This window comes from Synechococcus sp. WC10meta (assembly GCF_047461475.1).
In genome coordinates this window covers 122,576-137,154 of record NZ_JANSHF010000001.1, presented here as the reverse complement: position 1 = coordinate 137,154, position 14,579 = coordinate 122,576, and the positions used below count along the sequence as shown (strand labels likewise).

Sequence of the window (14,579 nt, the reverse complement as noted above, 5' to 3'; positions counted from 1 at the left end):
ACACCTCTGGGGTGAGCGATGTCGGGTGTTTCTGAGGTTCCCACGCCCTCGTCCCTGCTTGGAGCCGCCCAGGCGGGATCCCTGCTTTTGGATCGCTCTGGGTGGGGCCGCTTGCGGATACAGGGATCCGCCGCCCTGGATTACTTGCACAGCCAGAGCACTCAGGATCTCAAGGCTCTTAAACCTGGCCAGGGGGCAGATACCGTGTTTGTTACCCCCACAGCAGGGATCATAGACCTGGCGACGGTCTACGTGGAAGAGGAGGCCTGCTGGATTTGGACTTCGCCGCAGCGACGTCGCCTCTTACTGCAGAGCTTGGGACGCCTGTTGCCCTTCGTGCGCGGGGCCCAAATAGCTGATGCAACCGACCAGACTTTTGCCTTTGGGTTAATTGGCCCGCAGAGCCAGCGCCTCCTCGAGAAGGTGGTGACCTCAGAAGGGATCCCGACAAAGCTATACGAGCACCGCCAGGTGGAGATTCAAGGGATCCCTGTCCATTTGGCTTGTGGCAGCGGCCTTGCCCAGCCGGGATTTACCCTCTGGGGGGCCAGCGAACACAAAGCCGCCCTTGCTAGCTGCCTGCAGCAAGCTGGAGCGGAGCTGGCCTCAGCCGAACTTTGGGAAGCCCTGCGCCTGGAGGCCGGTCGCCCTGCTGCTGACCACGAGCTGACCCCCGACTACAACCCTCTGGAAGCCGGCCTATGGCACGCCGTTTCCCTCTCCAAGGGGTGCTACATTGGCCAGGAAGTCTTGGCCAAGCAGGTAACCTATAGGCGCATTCGCCAAACCCTCTGGGGGATCCGCCTCCAGGGCGAGGCCCAGCCTGGTGCCGAGATTGTGCGCCAAGGGGAAAAGATCGGTGTGCTAACCAGCGCTGGCTCCACCTCCCAAGGCTACTGGGGCTTGGGCTATGTGCGCACCAAATTCGCGCCCGCCGAAGGATGGGAGGTGGAGGTTGGTTCAACAACCGGCCTCCTCACCCGCCCGCCCTTTTTAAGCTTTCCTCCCGTTGTTTGAGCTAGAGATCGAAATGGCGGCGAAAGCGGGGATCCCACCTGTCCTTTTTGCGCTGATTACAGAGTTTGCACAGCGTTTGCAAGTTGCTGATGTCGTTGCTGCCGCCCTGGGCAAGGGGAATGATGTGATCGACCTGAAGCTGCACCTCTGGAGGCGACTTGCCGCAACTGCGACAGCGGAAGCCATCCCTTTGGAAGACGTACTCCCGCACAGCTGGCGGGATGAGGATGCGCTGGTTCCTTTTCGTTTCCCTCATAGCGGGTCAAATCTAAGTAGCTCGCAAGTCGTCTAGTGGAGAGGTGGCGGCGTCAATGGGAAGGCGATCATGATCTAAGGTTTCGGAAGCCGAAGTTTGATCTCCAGGAACAAACTCTAGACAAATTTTGATCGATACTTGTCCAGAAATCCATGCTCGACCAGGTTGCATTATTCGAGAGTTAGTTCCTCTTATTAAGCTCATTATATCGGTACTAATCTTCTTAGAATCAAGGTGCCTGTTTATTGCATCTCTGTAGGAGACAAGAAAAGATACAATTGCTTCATGTAGAGTACTCGGGAGATAAACTTGCTTGCCGACTTGAACCACAGTTTGCGTATCGGTAGATTTGAGAAGCATTGGCTCAGCCATGGTAGAAACTCCACTCCAACTAGTTCATTTTAGGAGTCTACGTCTCCCCGAATGTCATCCAAAGGGGATCCACCAGTTCCCAATTCTGGCTGTTCCGACTCAAACTCAACCACCAGCCTTAGCCTAACTCTGCCGCGAGTCCACGGTGAGCCGGAGCGCAAAAGTATGGCACGAGTTCCTTCAGCGTTAATTATTTCGCTCAAGTTAACCTGTGGAACTGAGATTCCTCTGTCGCTAAGTTTGTTATATAAGCTGGGTATGAAGCTATTGCGAGCAACGTCCGAGCATATTCGAGCAAACTCCTGCAAGTAGATCAGTCGTTCTCCTATGTCGATGACAGTATTTTGGGAAGTATCTAGCTCAACAAAGCGCTCCTGAGGCTGATCATTACTTAACACTTGCCTAACCTCCCCTGCGTCTTGCTAGTCTGGGCTACCCCTCACTTTCCCGCAGGTCATCCAGAGGGGATCCACCCTGGCTCTCTGAGCCTCCATCATCCGGCTCAAAGTCTACCTCCACAGCTAGCCGCAGCCTTACTCTACCGGCTTGCCAACCCTTACTGCCTGGCAGCAAGAGATGACAATTAATCCCTTCACCAAACCAGTCAGCTTCTTCCAGCTTAGCTCTTCTTTTTTGGTTAGGGCTTCTTGGGCCGCTCCCACCAAGCCAGCAACCCTAAAAGTTTCTCGCCTGGAGACAATCCCTTTTGGGTACTGACCTAAAGGTATCGACCTAAACCCCATACTTCCAGCCGGGGATCCAAAAACAGGCCTCTCTATCTCAGGTCATCAAGTTAGATCGTCAAGGATACCATCTAACTCTGCAAAGCTCTCCGCTGAAGATGCAGTGCTTGCAGGAGCAGACACTTGATCTGTGTTTCTCTCGCTTGAGCTTTCCGAAATCTCAGTCGACTCTACAGTGGCAGAGGAATCAGGGAGAAGAATCAAGGGCAGCATCTCACGATTGAGGCCCAAAGCTTGCATGCAGAGGTTAATCCCAGAGGCAGCTCGGTTGTATTTGTCTATGTTTGCCTCCAATTCTTGCAGACGCTGCTGGTTAAGGGCAATTTTTTCTTCGGCCTCTTTTCTCAAAGTTGCCTCCATAAACTGCTTCGCCTCAGGGTACTTTTGCAAAATCTCATCAGCTATCTGCCTAGCAACCGGCAACAGCTGAGTCTTGAGAGTGTTGTTGGTTTCCTGACGGAAGTTAGAGCGTATTGTCTGGCCAACTTTTGGCTCAAAGTCAAGCTTGAGTAACTGCCGGATCCCAGGCTCAGCGTCTCGAATAGCAGAAATGTCGTAGGATTGGGCAGTTTGCTTCAAAACTTCGCGAAACTGGTAAATCGAGAAAGTACCCTCATCATAGAAGCGAGGACTCTCTCTCAAGTACCGGTCACACTCTTTTCGAGCACCGCTGACCAGGGAGGTGCAAACTTTGTCCTTAACCTCTAGGAGCTTCTTCTCTATTTCCCCATCATACCCGAGCAGACGGAGTAGCTGCTTGTAGTAATCTGAGCTACGCACTCGATCGATAAGCCGGCGGAAAGAGTTCTCCACAACTGTAATGGCGGATTCAACTAGTATATCCTCTAGGTGGTTCGAGAGATAGTAGAAGGCCTCAACCAAGACAGCTAGAAATGGGGCTGTGGAGTTACGCTGATGAATACGAACAGCTTGGCTATAGGTGCCATCCACGGAGAAGGTGTCTAGAAGTTCATCCAGCCTACGCACCATCTTGGCTTGCAACTTGCGAAAATCAGATTCAAAGTCTTTATCCATGCCGTTAATAATTTCGTTAACCATAGTTTCAATGTGGTCATAAAAGTCTTTTCCTATCTTGTTTAGCTGCTGGTTGATAAGCGTTAGCTCATACTCAATCATGCCACTGACTTCCCTAGGCTGACTGTCTAATTCCCTGTAGAGATCAAGATAAGACTTTCTAAGCTCAACACAAAGGGGCCGCAAGTCATTAGCAAGGTCTAGAAACAACTGCGGACGCTTTTCTTCTGTTAGATAACGAGTAATCCCACTACGAAACTCTTCTATGCCGCTATCCTCGATCATGTAATCAACCAAAGGCATGCCCCACTCGCTGAGGATTCGGACATAGTTATCTATAGGCGTTTCGTAGCCATGCACTAGAGGGCGAAAGGGAGTGCCAATCAGTCTTCCCGAGCTACAGTACTTGACAAACTCCATGACAAACTGAGGAGTCTGTTCCTTACTGCCCAGTTCCCTTATACTTTCTGAGAAGATCGTGTCTAAGCCAAATCTGTTCCCTCGGCTGGTTCCCTTGATCTGTGAGCAGTAGAAGCCAAGCAGGGCACTTGTCTTGAATATACGGGCTCCACGGAATTGCTGATCAATAATGATTTCTAGTCGCTGCCTTAGCTGCGGGTTGTACCAGGTTTCATCAATGCGGTTAAACACATAAAAAACTCGGTCTCGAATGCTGCTATTACTCTGGATGCGCTCAATAAGTTCTGTTTCCTCCTTAGTTAGCTCGCCAGTTGAGGCGCATTTGAGGACACAGACAACTGCGGAAGTATCCGGGTGAGCAATTTTTTGATATGTACGTTCAGCGTCTGCTCTAACTGGTGCATCAATACCAGGAGTATCGACGATAACATTTCCGTCCTTTAGTAGAGGATGATGACAGTAGTACTCGATCTTCCGCAAAACCGCACTGTTGGCACCTCGACGGGCAAAACTTGCAGCTTCTTTTAGGTTGCCTAAGTTAAGCTGCTCCATAGAGAATACTCCGTTTTCAGTTGGGTAGATCCTGACACGGTTTTGCTGAAAACCTTCAATCAACAAGCGCAGCGCATCTGCCTGCTTTGCCCGCTCTGACTTGCTCTTGCCACCTTCTTGTTGAACAATGGCCTCAGCTTGCTCCTTGAGGCGACTGAGTGTAGCCTCCTCTAAGCCGTTGCCACTAGGGAGCGCTAAGCCTAGGCGACCGCAAAAAGCAGCCATTTGTTCCTGCACCTGCTGCTCGCTGAGGAAGGTCAGCACTACTCTTTCGGCATCAGGTTCTGCATAGGAGATGTAGCACTCGGTTCCTGTGGCGTGTCCTTCAGCGCTGTAGAGAAGCTCCCTTTCCAGTAAGGCATTGATTAACATCGATTTGCCAGCACTGAAGGCACCAGCAAACACAATCTCAAAGGTTGGAGAAATTGCTTTGCTCAGTGAAGCCTGAACCCGCTTTGTGTCTTGCTTACTTGAAAGCGTGGGATCCTGCTGCCAGAGGTTGAGAATGGCTTCAACTTGTTCTCTTAAGTTCTCACACTGGGGTGGGAGCTGCATGGTCATAGCGGGAACCTCCGAAAAGCTGGGAAGATTATAACCCGCTAGGCCTTGAGGTGAAGGCTTTCACGCTACTTTTTTCCGGTGAGACACTCACCCCACGCTCGACGGCTGACGGAGGCGTTCTTGCAGTGCGGGACCTAGCCTGCTACGGCAAAAAGCTCACTCCACTCCCGCCTGGGAACACCAGGCTTAGCGATGATCTCGAAGATGCGGTCTTTCGCCGCCGGCTGAAATAAGCTTTCAACAGCCACTTGGGCTACTTTGGTGCGAGGAATGCTGCCCTCAAATAGAGTGTCTGGTGGAGAGAGGACAATGCCATCCTCGTTGTCTTGGTTCTTCAGGCCCCCTGGCCGAATGATGGTGTAGGTGAGGCCGCTTTTTTGCAAGTACTCTTCGGCTTGCTTTTTCCACACCAAAATTAGCCAAAACAAATTGAGGGGGTGGAACAGCCGAGAAACACACAGGGAGGAAATTAAAACAAAGTGCTGGATCCCTTTGGCTTTGGCTACATCCACTAAGTTTTTGGTGCCCACATAGTCCACTCGGTAGGGCTGCAAGGGATCCCAACTGGGCCTGGCTCCCGTAGCACAGAGCACCACCGTGCATCCCTCCATACCAGCCTCCAGCGTGGTCGGATCCAGCACGTCTCCCACCACCACTTCCGCTTTGGGGGGCAGAACCTGAGCGGCCAACTCGCGGCTGCGCACCAACGCCCGTACCGGGATGCCGCGATCCACTAGCTCTTTGACAATACGCCGCCCCGTTTCTCCCGTAGCCCCTGCAACAAAAGCTTTCATCCTTTCCCTGCCAAGCTGCTCTGATTGCCCGTAGCTGCCCAACTTCTGGGCTAGCCTTGCTAACTATCTTCTCAAAATTTGCCTAGACCGGGATGACAGAAGCAGTTAAGCCTCAGGCCTGGCATGAAAAAGTGCTGAAAACTTTGAAGGCAACTTGTTTTGCAGTTTCACCGCAGGGGCTTGGCTACATCCCCAACCCTAAAGCCCGAGCCGCTGAGGATGCGGCCAACGCTGGAGCTTGTGTCCACCTCTGTCAGTTGAATCTGCCCGGCTGGCTCGGTCAATTTACGCAAGACTGCTCCTGTGGCCGGATCCTTAACCTCGCGGACAACCCGCTCCACAGAAAGGATCAATCCCACGCGGTAGCCGTCGCGGCTGCCCTTGTTCAAAATCACCTGGTTGCCGTAGACATCGGCCACTAGGGCATCAACCGTTGGCAAAGAGCGGGGCTGGGCCGCTAAGCGTTCGGCAAAGCCGGCCAGCTGCTGGGCAATTTGCTCCACCGCCTGTTGGCTTGCTAAAACCAGCAGCTTCTCTTCATTGCTGGTAGCAGATCCGCCGCCAAAGCCGGCCACTGCAACCGTGCTATCCGACTGGCTAGCGTTGCCTTTGCCCTCAACCACGGCTAAGATCTCGGCAGTGCTGGTGCTCACCAGGCGGGCGTTGAGCTGCACGTTGGCATCGACGTCCACCGACTCAACCCCCACTGCTAGCGGAAAGTTGCCAAAAGGGGTTAGAACCGGTGCCCCCCCTCCAGAACGACGCACTGCTACATCAAACTGGGTTACACTGCCGAGGATCACGGCATCGACTCCTAGGATGCGGCCCACCTGAGCAGCAGTGTTGGCGTCCAGTAGCCCAGATCGACCCAGGTTCTGCTCGGCCAAGACTGCATCTAGCCGCGAGCGCTCGATGACGGAAAAAGTGCCATCTCTCACCAGCCGATCCACCAGCAGATCGCTCACCCCACGGGCAGCCTCACCCAGGCTATAGAGAGAGCTGTAGGAATTGCTGAGGCTGCTGAAATCAAAATCCAAAACCGCAACGCGAGGGCGAGCGGTGGGCTGCGGCGCTTGCCCAACCTGGCTGGGAGCAGAGAAATTGCAGCGAATATCTTGAGGAAATTGCTGGCAGAGAGAGGGGCTAGCAGATTGGGCGGCCGCTGGGATCCCCGTCCAACCTAAGCTGACCAGAGGGATCCCAAACAGCAAGATGGAAAAGAGGCTGTGCATGGTTGATCGATCTCCTAGAGGAGAGTGGCCGCAGTTGATTCTCAGCTTGCACCCAAAGGCGTCTCCGGGCAGTGGCCGACGTCGCCTGGCCGCCTGTTTTCAGAATACCGATTCAAGGCTGTTGGCAAAAGGGATTGAGAAGGTTTGCGTAGAAGAGTTGACAGATCTCAACAGCTAAGATTGGGCGGAGGTGCTCGCCCTTGGGGAGTTGGCGGAAAAAGCTTGACCCGCTTCATTGAGCCGGGTTCAGATTGGGATCGAGGGTGCAAACCCAGTGGTAGCCTAGTAAAGCTGTGTTTTTGTACAAGCTATGCCTGTTCCTAAGAAGAAAACCTCCAAGGCCCGCAGTCGCAGGCGGTATGCTGTTTGGCTAGCCAAAGCCAAGATCCACGCCCAGCGAGCGATGACCATTGGGCGCGCCATTCTCAGCGGTCGCAACACCAGTTTCTACTACCCCAAAGCCAAGTCTGAAGAGGAGGAGGGAGAAGAATAGAGGCTGGCAGGGGGGATCCCCATAGCTCAAAGAGTGGTTTACATTAAGGTCAAGCTCTCCTAGGAGCCATTCTGTTGCCCCTAGTCTTGCCCAGCAACTTGCATGCGCTCGTTGAGCTCTCTGACCTACTACCAGCGGCTGGGCCTGTCCCCAGGAGCCTCTCCTGAAGCAATTCGGCGGGCCTACCGGCAGTTGAGCAAGCGCTACCACCCTGACACCTCTCCTCTGGCGCCGGAGGTGGCGCTTCGCTGCTTCCAAGAGTTGCAGGAAGCCTACCTTGTTCTCAGCAACCCTGCCAAGCGGGCTATCTACGACGCAAGCCTCCAGGCAATGAGGGCCAAGGCGGGATCGCTCGAGCAAAGAGGCTCGCGGGAGGCAGAGGCCCTTGAGCTGCCCATGGAAACCCGACCGCTTTCTGCTGGTGAGCTCTGTGCCCTGCTGCTGATGGCTGCTACTTTTGTGCTCTGCCTAGTATTGGCAGGCGTTTTGGCTTGGCTGCGGGAGGGGAGAGTGGGCTAACTGAGCTGCCCAGCCGCGGGAGGCCAGGGAATGCTGGGCATCTAAAGTGCTTGAATAGAGTAGCGGGGGTAGCTTTTGCCATCTCGCCATGCCTTTGCCGCCTGAAACCACACCTCTGTACAATCACTCGCTCCCCTCGATCGAACAGTGGCTGGAGGAACAGGGTTGTACTCGAGATCCCCAGGATGTGGAGCAGTGGTTTTGCGAGCGACCTGGCTGGAAAGCTTGCCTGCGCTTGGAAGAAACTAGCATTTGGGTGCGCTACACCTACCCCAACGGCAACACCAAGACTTTGTCTTTCCCCTACTCCCTCAGCCGCAAGGATGTAGAACGGGCCATTTTCGAGGAGTAAGTGGCCATGCGCATTCTGCAACTGCCTGCCCTGCGCGACAATTACATCTACCTCCTCTACGATCCCGAAACGGCAACGGCAGCGGTGGTGGATCCGGCAGTGGCCGAGCCGGTGCTGGATAAGCTGGCTGAGCTGGGGGCGGAGTTGGTAGCTATCTTCAACACCCACCACCACCACGACCATGTGGGGGGGAACCGACAGCTCTTGGAGCGCTATCCTCGTGCGGCTGTCTACGGCAGCCAGGCGGATCGGGGACGGATCCCTGGCCAGACGGTGGAGCTCAGGGCAGGAGAGACAGTGGAGTTTGCGGGCCGGCAGGCGACGGTGCTGTTTGTGCCCGGTCATACCCGGGGACATGTCGCCTACTACTTCCCTGAGAGCGGGGATCTCTTCTGTGGCGATACCCTGTTTGCGGGGGGATGCGGGCGACTCTTTGAGGGCACTCCAGAGCAGATGGTGGGATCCCTGGATCAGCTACGGCAGTTGCCGGAAGCCACGCGGGTGTGGTGTGCCCACGAATACACCTTGAACAATCTCAGATTTGCCCTGACGGTGGACGGGGACAACCCTGACCTGCAGGCGCGCTATCAGCAGGTGGCGGCCCTGCGCCAGGCGGGATCCCCAACTGTGCCCAGCACCATCGGCGAAGAGCGCCGCACCAACCCCTTCCTGCGCTGGGATCAGCCGGCTTTGCAAGCGGCCACCGGAGTTCTAGATCCGGTGCAGGTTTTTGCTCGGCTGCGAGGCATGAAGGATCAGTTCTAGGGCGTGCCGAACGCGAACGGGGCCAAGCTGTGCTCGGGATCCTTTCTGACTGGCCAGCGCCACCTACCTTTCTGCAAGAGGAATGCCCCTCAATGGAGAGGGGAGACGTCACGCCCTAGGCTGGGAGTGTCTATGACCTTCCCCATTTCGCCTTTGATCCGCTTCTCGGTGCAAGCCCTGTACTGGGCACTAGTCTTGCCCCTACCTCTTCTGCTGGCCCGCCAAGGCACGCCTCTAGCGCAGGGAGCTCTGCTGGCAGCCCTGCTGCTGGGCTGGGGGCTACTCCTGGGATCCCTGAGCCAACAGATCCAGGTGGACGCGGTGGGCATGCGGGCCACCTACCCCGCCTGGGTGCCGCCCTTTGTGCGGCAGGAGTGGCAGATCCGCTGGGCAGAGGTCGAGCACCTTGAACCCCGCTCCACTAGCCAAGGAGGTCTGGTGTACTACCTGGTCAGCCGAGGTGGGGATCGCGTCCTTTTGCCCATGCGGGTGAGCCGCTTCCGGGAACTGGTAGCGCTGGTGCAGCGCCATACGGGACTGGAAATCGACGGGCTGCGCCCCTATGTCCAGCCTTGGATGTACGCCCTGTTGGTCGGCTTTGCCCTGCTGCTACTGCTTTGGGATGGGATCATCGCCTTCTGGATTTGGACGGCACCTAGCTAGCTCCAGCGGGGCAAGTAGCAGGAAAAATCCTGTTTTTTAACAAACCGAAAGGGGCCCGAAAGGGATCCCCAGACCACTTGATCCGTTTCGGGGTCACGGCCCTGATCCAGGCTGTGGAAGTAGTCGGCTCCAATCTCGAACTCGCTGTACAGGTAGGTGGTTCTGCCTTTGCGCTCGACAATACAGCCTTTGCCTGGCACGCTGCGGCCCCGGTAGCAGGATCCCGTCCATTCCACCTGAATCACACAGCCGGGCAAGAGTTCCAGCTCTGCCGCCGTCAGGTTGGCCAGTTTTCCCGGATCTCGGCCAGCACATTTGTAGAGCTCAGGGGATCCCAAGGCGTAGTTTTGGATGCGGATCCCCTCCGGCGTCTCGAAAAGGTGGATGACCCGCTGGCGGTAGGGCTGGTCGGGGTAGATGTCATACAGTTGCTCCACGTAAAACCCTATCCCCTGAAACACCGACCACGGCAGAGGGCACTGGTAGACGTGAATGTTGGCAAACCAGACCGGCTCAGCCATGGCCTGCTGCTGATTGTTGAAGTGGCCGGCCATCCACGTAGCTAGTTGTGCCAGTTGCGGCGAAACCGACATAGCGCAAGCCAAAGTCCTAGTCGTGCAAGGGCAAACTCATTATCCAAGACCCTGGCCCTGGCTGCCAAAGCAAGCCTTTGGGGCTTCAAGCTAGAGTGGAAGAACCCAACTTTTGGGATCTGTTGCCCACTGGCCTATGTCCGCCCCACCGCTTCCCTTGCTTGGGCAATCCCTAGCTGCCTTGAAAGACTGGGCAGTTGCCCAGGGGCAGCCGGCCTACCGCGGGCAACAGCTGCACACTTGGCTCTACCAAAAAGGGATCCGCTCCCTACAGGAGGTGACGGTTTTCCCCAAGGCCTGGCGCGAGGCGCTGGGGGATTACCCAGTGGGGCGCTCCCAGGTGGTGCAGCGGACGGAGACCCGCGACGGCACAGTTAAGTTGCTGCTGCAGCTAGCGGATGGGGAGTTGATCGAGACGGTGGGGATCCCGACCGCCAAACGGCTGACCGTCTGCGTCTCCTCCCAGGTGGGCTGCCCCATGGCCTGCGACTTCTGCGCCACCGGCAAGATGGGCTACCGGCGCAACCTCAAGCTGCACGAAATCCTGGATCAGGTGTTAACGGTGCAGGAAGACTTTGGCCGCCGCGTCAGCCACGTGGTTTTCATGGGCATGGGGGAGCCCCTGCTCAACCGCGACACCGTGGTGCAGGCCATTCGCAGCCTCAATCAGGATATTGGCATTGGCCAGCGGCACATCACCCTCTCGACAGTGGGCGTGCCCCGGCAGATCCCCTGGCTGGCCCAGCAAAAGCTGCAGATTACCTTGGCCGTCAGCCTGCATGCCCCCAACCAGGAGCTGCGGCAACAGCTGATCCCTTCCGCAGCCCACTATCCCCTGGAGGCTTTGATCCAGGACTGCCGCGACTACATGCTGAGCACGGGGCGGCGGGTTAGCTTTGAGTATACGCTCATAGCTGGGATCAACGACCTGCCCATCCATGCCCGTCAATTGGCCCACCTGCTGCGCCAGGCCAGCCAGTCGGGGGCACGCCTACACGTCAACCTGATCCCGTACAACCCCATCGCCGAGGCCAACTATCAGCGCCCTCACCCAGCGCGGGTGGCGGAGTTCGTCCGCCTGCTAGAGGAACACCACGTCCAGGCCAGCGTGCGCCAGACCCGTGGCCTAGATGGCAACGCTGCTTGCGGTCAGCTGCGGGGATCCTTCTTGCGCGCTTCCAGCTTGCCTGCCCCTGAGCCGGCCTTTGGCCGTTCCTAGGCGGCGCCCGCAGGTTCAAGGCTTTTTGCAGTTGCTGCCGGCGGGGCAGAAGGTAGCCAGACGCGGAAATGGGTCCATCCCTCTGCGCTGCTGACGGAGATTTGCCCCCCCATGTGCTCTACCAGTTGCTTGACCAAAGCCAACCCCAACCCGGTGCCGCCGTGCTCCCAGCGATCCGCCTTCGGGATCCGATAGAACTTTTCAAAGATGCGGGGCAGCTCCGCCTCTGGGATCTCGCTGCTGTTGCTACAGACAAAGAGGACCCCTTCTCCTTCTGGAGTTACCTGCAGGCGGATGGATCCCTCAGGGGCGGTTACTTGACGGCGTTGTGCAGCAGCTCGCGCAGGATGCGGCCTAGAGCCTTGGGATCTGCCCTAAGAGGGGGGCTCCCTCTTCTAGGTGCAGCTGCAAGTTCTGCTTTTTGCCCTGGACTAGAGGCTGGGCTGTCGCCACCAGATCCCGCAAATAGTGCGGCAGGAAGATCTCTTCCGGCTGGAGCAGATACTTCTCGGCTGAAAGCCGCTGCATGTCCAGCAGGTCGTTGATGAGATCAATTTGTCGGTTGCATTCTTTGAGAGCGATAGCGAAATAGTGCTGCTGTTTCTTAGGGTTATCGCAGGCTATTTGCAGCATCTGCAGGGCCATGCGCACGTTGGTCATGGGGGTGCGTAGCTCGTGGGAGACGGTACTCAAGAAATCATCCTTGAGCAGGTTGAGCCGCTCCAATTCCTTCACTTGGGCCCGGGTCTCCTCGTACAGACGGGCCTGGCGCAGGGCCAGGGCGCACAGGTTGACCACCTGATAGGCCAGTTGTCTCTCGGCTTCGGAAAACTCCTGCTGCCGCTCCAACAGCAAGAGCCCCAGCCGCTCTTGGTGGTTTCGAAGGGAGCAAGCCAAGAGGTGTACCCAGCGCCCGCCTCTTTGAGAACACCAGTGGACTTCCCAGGGCAAGGCATGGGAGTGCAGCAGGTGCCCAAGCTCAGGGTCGTTAAGGGAGGCGGGATCCGCCTTCTCTGGAAAAGAGCAAGCCCGGATCCACAAGAGGATCCATCGGCGCTGGTCAAGAAAATATGACAGCCAGTCAGGTTGAGAGCCTCGGCTAGGCTCTTGACCACCTCTTCCAAGATCTCTCCCTCTTTGAGGCTGGCCACCATCTGGCCGCTGAGGGAGCGCAGCACTGCCTCAAAGCGCAAAGCCTGCTCCAACTGGGCGGTGCGCAGCGCCACCTGGGCTTCTAGCTCGCGGTTAAGGGCTTCTAGCTGCTGTTGGGCCCGCTTTTGCTCGATGATCTCCCGCCCCACCGACAGGATCTCCACCAGTTGGCCTTGGCTGTCGAAAATGCACCGATCTACCCAGCTTACCCAGCGGGATTGTCCGTCTTCGCCGGGGTACTCCCGCTCGCTGCGGTGGAAGGGGTGCTCAGGCGTGAGGACGGCCAGCGCCTGCAGTACCGCCTCCCGTTCTTCTGGCGGCAGAGAATCCCTCCAGCGCCTGCCTATCGTTTCTTCTGCTGAGCGGCCAAAGAAGCGCAGGTAGGCCGGGTTGGCATAGGTTATGGAAGTATCGGGCCGAAAGCGGCAGATCAGCTCCGTCTGCTGCTCCACCACAGCGCAGTACTGCTGCTGCTGTTGCCAGAGGCGATCCAACAAAGCCTGTTGGTTAGCGGCCGCCTGCTGCCAAGCTTTGGCCAGGGTCTGCACCTCTTGGATGGGGCCGGGATCCATAGAGGCCAAGGCTGGGATCCCACTGTGCACAAATTGCTCGGCTATTTGGGTAAGGCGGCGCAGCGGGCGAGAGAGGGCTTTGTCCAGGAGGATCCCAACTCCCAGAAAGCCCAGTAGCAGCCCCCCTCCCCACAGAGCCGCCTGCTGCGTGCTGCTATAGACGGGGGCCAACAGGGTGCTCTCCGGGATCCCGTGTAGGGAAATAGAAATTTAGCCCCCCTTCCTCCTGAATGGCCTTTACCTGCACCCAGTGGGGGATCCCGTCCACCTCAAGACGCAGCAGCCCTTGTGAGGCCGCCATCTCCCAGGATCCCACCTGCTCTTGCACAGCCAGCAGCAGCGGTTGAGGAGATAGCTTCTCCGTGCTGGCCACCACCTGGCCCTCCCCATCCAGCAACAAGATCGCCCCTGGATACTCCAAGCCGGCCTGCAGATCCTCGTAGAAAAGCCTGCAGGTGATGAACCGGGAGGGAAGCCACCAGGCTGCCGCAAACTTGGCCCTTCGCGTTCGCCAAGGGCAGCGCCGTCAGGATTAGCCGCTCCGGTTTTTGGTGGGAAGACTCGACAAAAAAGTTGCTCACCAGCCAGGTACGGCGGGCCTCTGCCTGTTGCAGGATTTCGGGAAACCAAGACAACTGCTGCAAATCTAAAGAGCTTAGTTGCCGCGTCAAGCCAGTGGGATCCCCGCTTTCTGGACCCCGTTGGCGGCCTTGGACGGACCCCGGCTTCAGGCCCGGCGTGTGGTAGGTCCAGATGGAGCCATCGGCGTGGCGGCGGGCGGTTACAAACCCCCCATGAACTGAGACAAAGCCGATGTCGCTCAGCTTGGGAAACTGCTGCAACTGGCGGGCAAAATAGGCTTCCAGCACTTCTAGCCGCGGGGCGGCCAGATTGGGCAAAAGTCCTCAGCGCAGCACCTCCTTATTGAGGGCATTTACCTGAAGGGGGGCCTGCAGATATCTGTGTAGGTGATCCTCGGCTCGGTCGTTAACCTCACTCTTCAAGTGCCTAGCCAACTGCAGCGCCATCCGCTGCCCAGCCCGCCAGGAGAAGTAGGATACTCCGCCTGCCCCTCCTACCACTGCCAGCACTAAGGGTGCTAGCAGCGCTACCCGCAAAGGGATGGAGCGGAGCGGCAAGGGAGAAGATTGCATCAGTGCTCTACCTGATGGGAGAACCTCCCCAACGAGTCCTCCGGCGCTAGTAAGCACCCGACAGAACAGGACTCTATAGAAAGGCCAAAAGAGCTATAGTACTTCACAGGTGTAG

At 57.0% G+C, this 14,579-nt stretch carries 21 protein-coding genes; 7 read left to right on the top strand and 14 right to left on the bottom strand.

Annotated features, from left to right (window positions below; all coding sequences use genetic code 11):
- The first annotated feature begins 18 nt into the window (after positions 1–18).
- Entirely contained in the window at positions 19–1,017 is a 999-nt protein-coding gene (locus tag NW804_RS00745) for a YgfZ/GcvT domain-containing protein (RefSeq protein WP_414410330.1), read from the top strand.
- Position 1,018: 1 nt separating this feature from the next.
- Here NW804_RS00745 and NW804_RS00740 read toward each other — a convergent pair whose 3' ends face one another.
- The 7 genes from NW804_RS00740 to NW804_RS00710 form a co-directional block, all read right to left on the bottom strand.
- The gene (locus tag NW804_RS00740) at positions 1,019–1,273 is read right to left on the bottom strand and encodes an HNH endonuclease (RefSeq protein ID WP_414404811.1); all 255 of its coding nucleotides are present in this window, start codon (positions 1,271–1,273) and stop codon (positions 1,019–1,021) included.
- Between the two features lie 12 nt (positions 1,274–1,285).
- Entirely contained in the window at positions 1,286–1,633 is a 348-nt protein-coding gene (locus NW804_RS00735) for a KGK domain-containing protein (protein ID WP_414422673.1), read from the bottom strand.
- Between the two features lie 41 nt (positions 1,634–1,674).
- Positions 1,675–2,043 carry a KGK domain-containing protein gene (locus NW804_RS00730; RefSeq protein WP_414422617.1) on the bottom strand — a complete coding sequence of 123 codons (369 nt, stop codon included), beginning with the start codon at positions 2,041–2,043 and terminating at the stop codon, positions 1,675–1,677.
- Positions 2,044–2,077: 34 nt separating this feature from the next.
- Positions 2,078–2,218 carry a KGK domain-containing protein gene (locus tag NW804_RS00725; RefSeq protein WP_414422616.1) on the bottom strand — a complete coding sequence of 47 codons (141 nt, stop codon included), beginning with the start codon at positions 2,216–2,218 and terminating at the stop codon, positions 2,078–2,080.
- Between the two features lie 215 nt (positions 2,219–2,433).
- Positions 2,434–4,956, bottom strand: coding sequence for a dynamin family protein (locus NW804_RS00720; protein ID WP_414410331.1), 2,523 nt, complete (start codon positions 4,954–4,956; stop codon positions 2,434–2,436).
- A gap of 134 nt (positions 4,957–5,090) precedes the next feature.
- The gene (locus NW804_RS00715; protein ID WP_414404808.1) at positions 5,091–5,750 is read right to left on the bottom strand and encodes an SDR family oxidoreductase; all 660 of its coding nucleotides are present in this window, start codon (positions 5,748–5,750) and stop codon (positions 5,091–5,093) included.
- A 167-nt stretch (positions 5,751–5,917) separates the two neighbouring features.
- Positions 5,918–6,982, bottom strand: a complete 1,065-nt coding sequence (locus NW804_RS00710) for a CsgG/HfaB family protein (protein WP_414422615.1) — start codon at positions 6,980–6,982, stop codon at positions 5,918–5,920.
- A gap of 310 nt (positions 6,983–7,292) precedes the next feature.
- Here NW804_RS00710 and NW804_RS00705 point away from each other — a divergent pair, with 310 nt between their 5' ends.
- The 5 genes from NW804_RS00705 to NW804_RS00685 all read left to right on the top strand — a co-directional run bounded on the left by NW804_RS00705 (position 7,293) and on the right by NW804_RS00685 (position 9,774).
- Complete coding sequence (locus NW804_RS00705) at positions 7,293–7,475, top strand: 50S ribosomal protein L32 (RefSeq protein ID WP_414394282.1); 183 nt, start codon at positions 7,293–7,295, stop codon at positions 7,473–7,475.
- 102 nt (positions 7,476–7,577) lie between these two features.
- On the top strand, positions 7,578–7,994 hold the full coding sequence (locus NW804_RS00700) for a J domain-containing protein (RefSeq protein ID WP_414394284.1): 417 nt from the start codon (positions 7,578–7,580) through the stop codon (positions 7,992–7,994).
- Positions 7,995–8,082: 88 nt separating this feature from the next.
- Complete coding sequence (locus NW804_RS00695; RefSeq protein ID WP_414394285.1) at positions 8,083–8,346, top strand: DUF3143 domain-containing protein; 264 nt, start codon at positions 8,083–8,085, stop codon at positions 8,344–8,346.
- A 6-nt stretch (positions 8,347–8,352) separates the two neighbouring features.
- Complete coding sequence (gene gloB / locus NW804_RS00690) at positions 8,353–9,111, top strand: hydroxyacylglutathione hydrolase (protein WP_414394287.1); 759 nt, start codon at positions 8,353–8,355, stop codon at positions 9,109–9,111.
- 132 nt (positions 9,112–9,243) lie between these two features.
- Complete coding sequence (locus NW804_RS00685; protein ID WP_414422614.1) at positions 9,244–9,774, top strand: hypothetical protein; 531 nt, start codon at positions 9,244–9,246, stop codon at positions 9,772–9,774.
- Here NW804_RS00685 and NW804_RS00680 read toward each other — a convergent pair.
- Positions 9,771–10,367, bottom strand: coding sequence for a chromophore lyase CpcT/CpeT (locus NW804_RS00680; protein WP_414394291.1), 597 nt, complete (start codon positions 10,365–10,367; stop codon positions 9,771–9,773). The two genes, NW804_RS00685 and NW804_RS00680, sit on opposite strands and share 4 nt — an antisense overlap.
- Before the next feature lie 136 nt (positions 10,368–10,503).
- On the opposite strand from NW804_RS00680, the gene rlmN reads away from it, so the two are divergent.
- On the top strand, positions 10,504–11,586 hold the full coding sequence (rlmN, locus tag NW804_RS00675; protein WP_414410337.1) for a 23S rRNA (adenine(2503)-C(2))-methyltransferase RlmN: 1,083 nt from the start codon (positions 10,504–10,506) through the stop codon (positions 11,584–11,586).
- On the opposite strand, the gene NW804_RS00670 is transcribed toward rlmN, so the two are convergent.
- The 6 genes from NW804_RS00670 to NW804_RS00645 form a co-directional block, all read right to left on the bottom strand.
- On the bottom strand, positions 11,583–11,876 hold the full coding sequence (locus tag NW804_RS00670) for an ATP-binding protein (protein WP_414422672.1): 294 nt from the start codon (positions 11,874–11,876) through the stop codon (positions 11,583–11,585). The genes rlmN and NW804_RS00670 overlap by 4 nt on opposite strands.
- A 64-nt stretch (positions 11,877–11,940) precedes the next feature.
- Entirely contained in the window at positions 11,941–12,384 is a 444-nt protein-coding gene (locus NW804_RS00665; RefSeq protein WP_414422613.1) for a sensor histidine kinase, read from the bottom strand.
- Positions 12,318–13,481 (bottom strand): PAS domain S-box protein, encoded by a 1,164-nt coding sequence (locus NW804_RS00660; RefSeq protein ID WP_414422612.1) that lies wholly within the window; start codon positions 13,479–13,481, stop codon positions 12,318–12,320. Before NW804_RS00660 ends, NW804_RS00665 begins: the two co-directional genes overlap by 67 nt.
- Positions 13,465–13,611 carry a hypothetical protein gene (locus tag NW804_RS00655; RefSeq protein WP_414410340.1) on the bottom strand — a complete coding sequence of 49 codons (147 nt, stop codon included), beginning with the start codon at positions 13,609–13,611 and terminating at the stop codon, positions 13,465–13,467. The genes NW804_RS00660 and NW804_RS00655 overlap by 17 nt, the downstream gene beginning before the upstream one ends.
- Positions 13,580–14,209, bottom strand: coding sequence for a hypothetical protein (locus NW804_RS00650; protein WP_414410341.1), 630 nt, complete (start codon positions 14,207–14,209; stop codon positions 13,580–13,582). Before NW804_RS00650 ends, NW804_RS00655 begins: the two co-directional genes overlap by 32 nt.
- A 6-nt stretch (positions 14,210–14,215) precedes the next feature.
- Positions 14,216–14,464, bottom strand: coding sequence for a hypothetical protein (locus tag NW804_RS00645; RefSeq protein WP_414410342.1), 249 nt, complete (start codon positions 14,462–14,464; stop codon positions 14,216–14,218).
- Positions 14,465–14,579 lie beyond the last annotated feature (115 nt).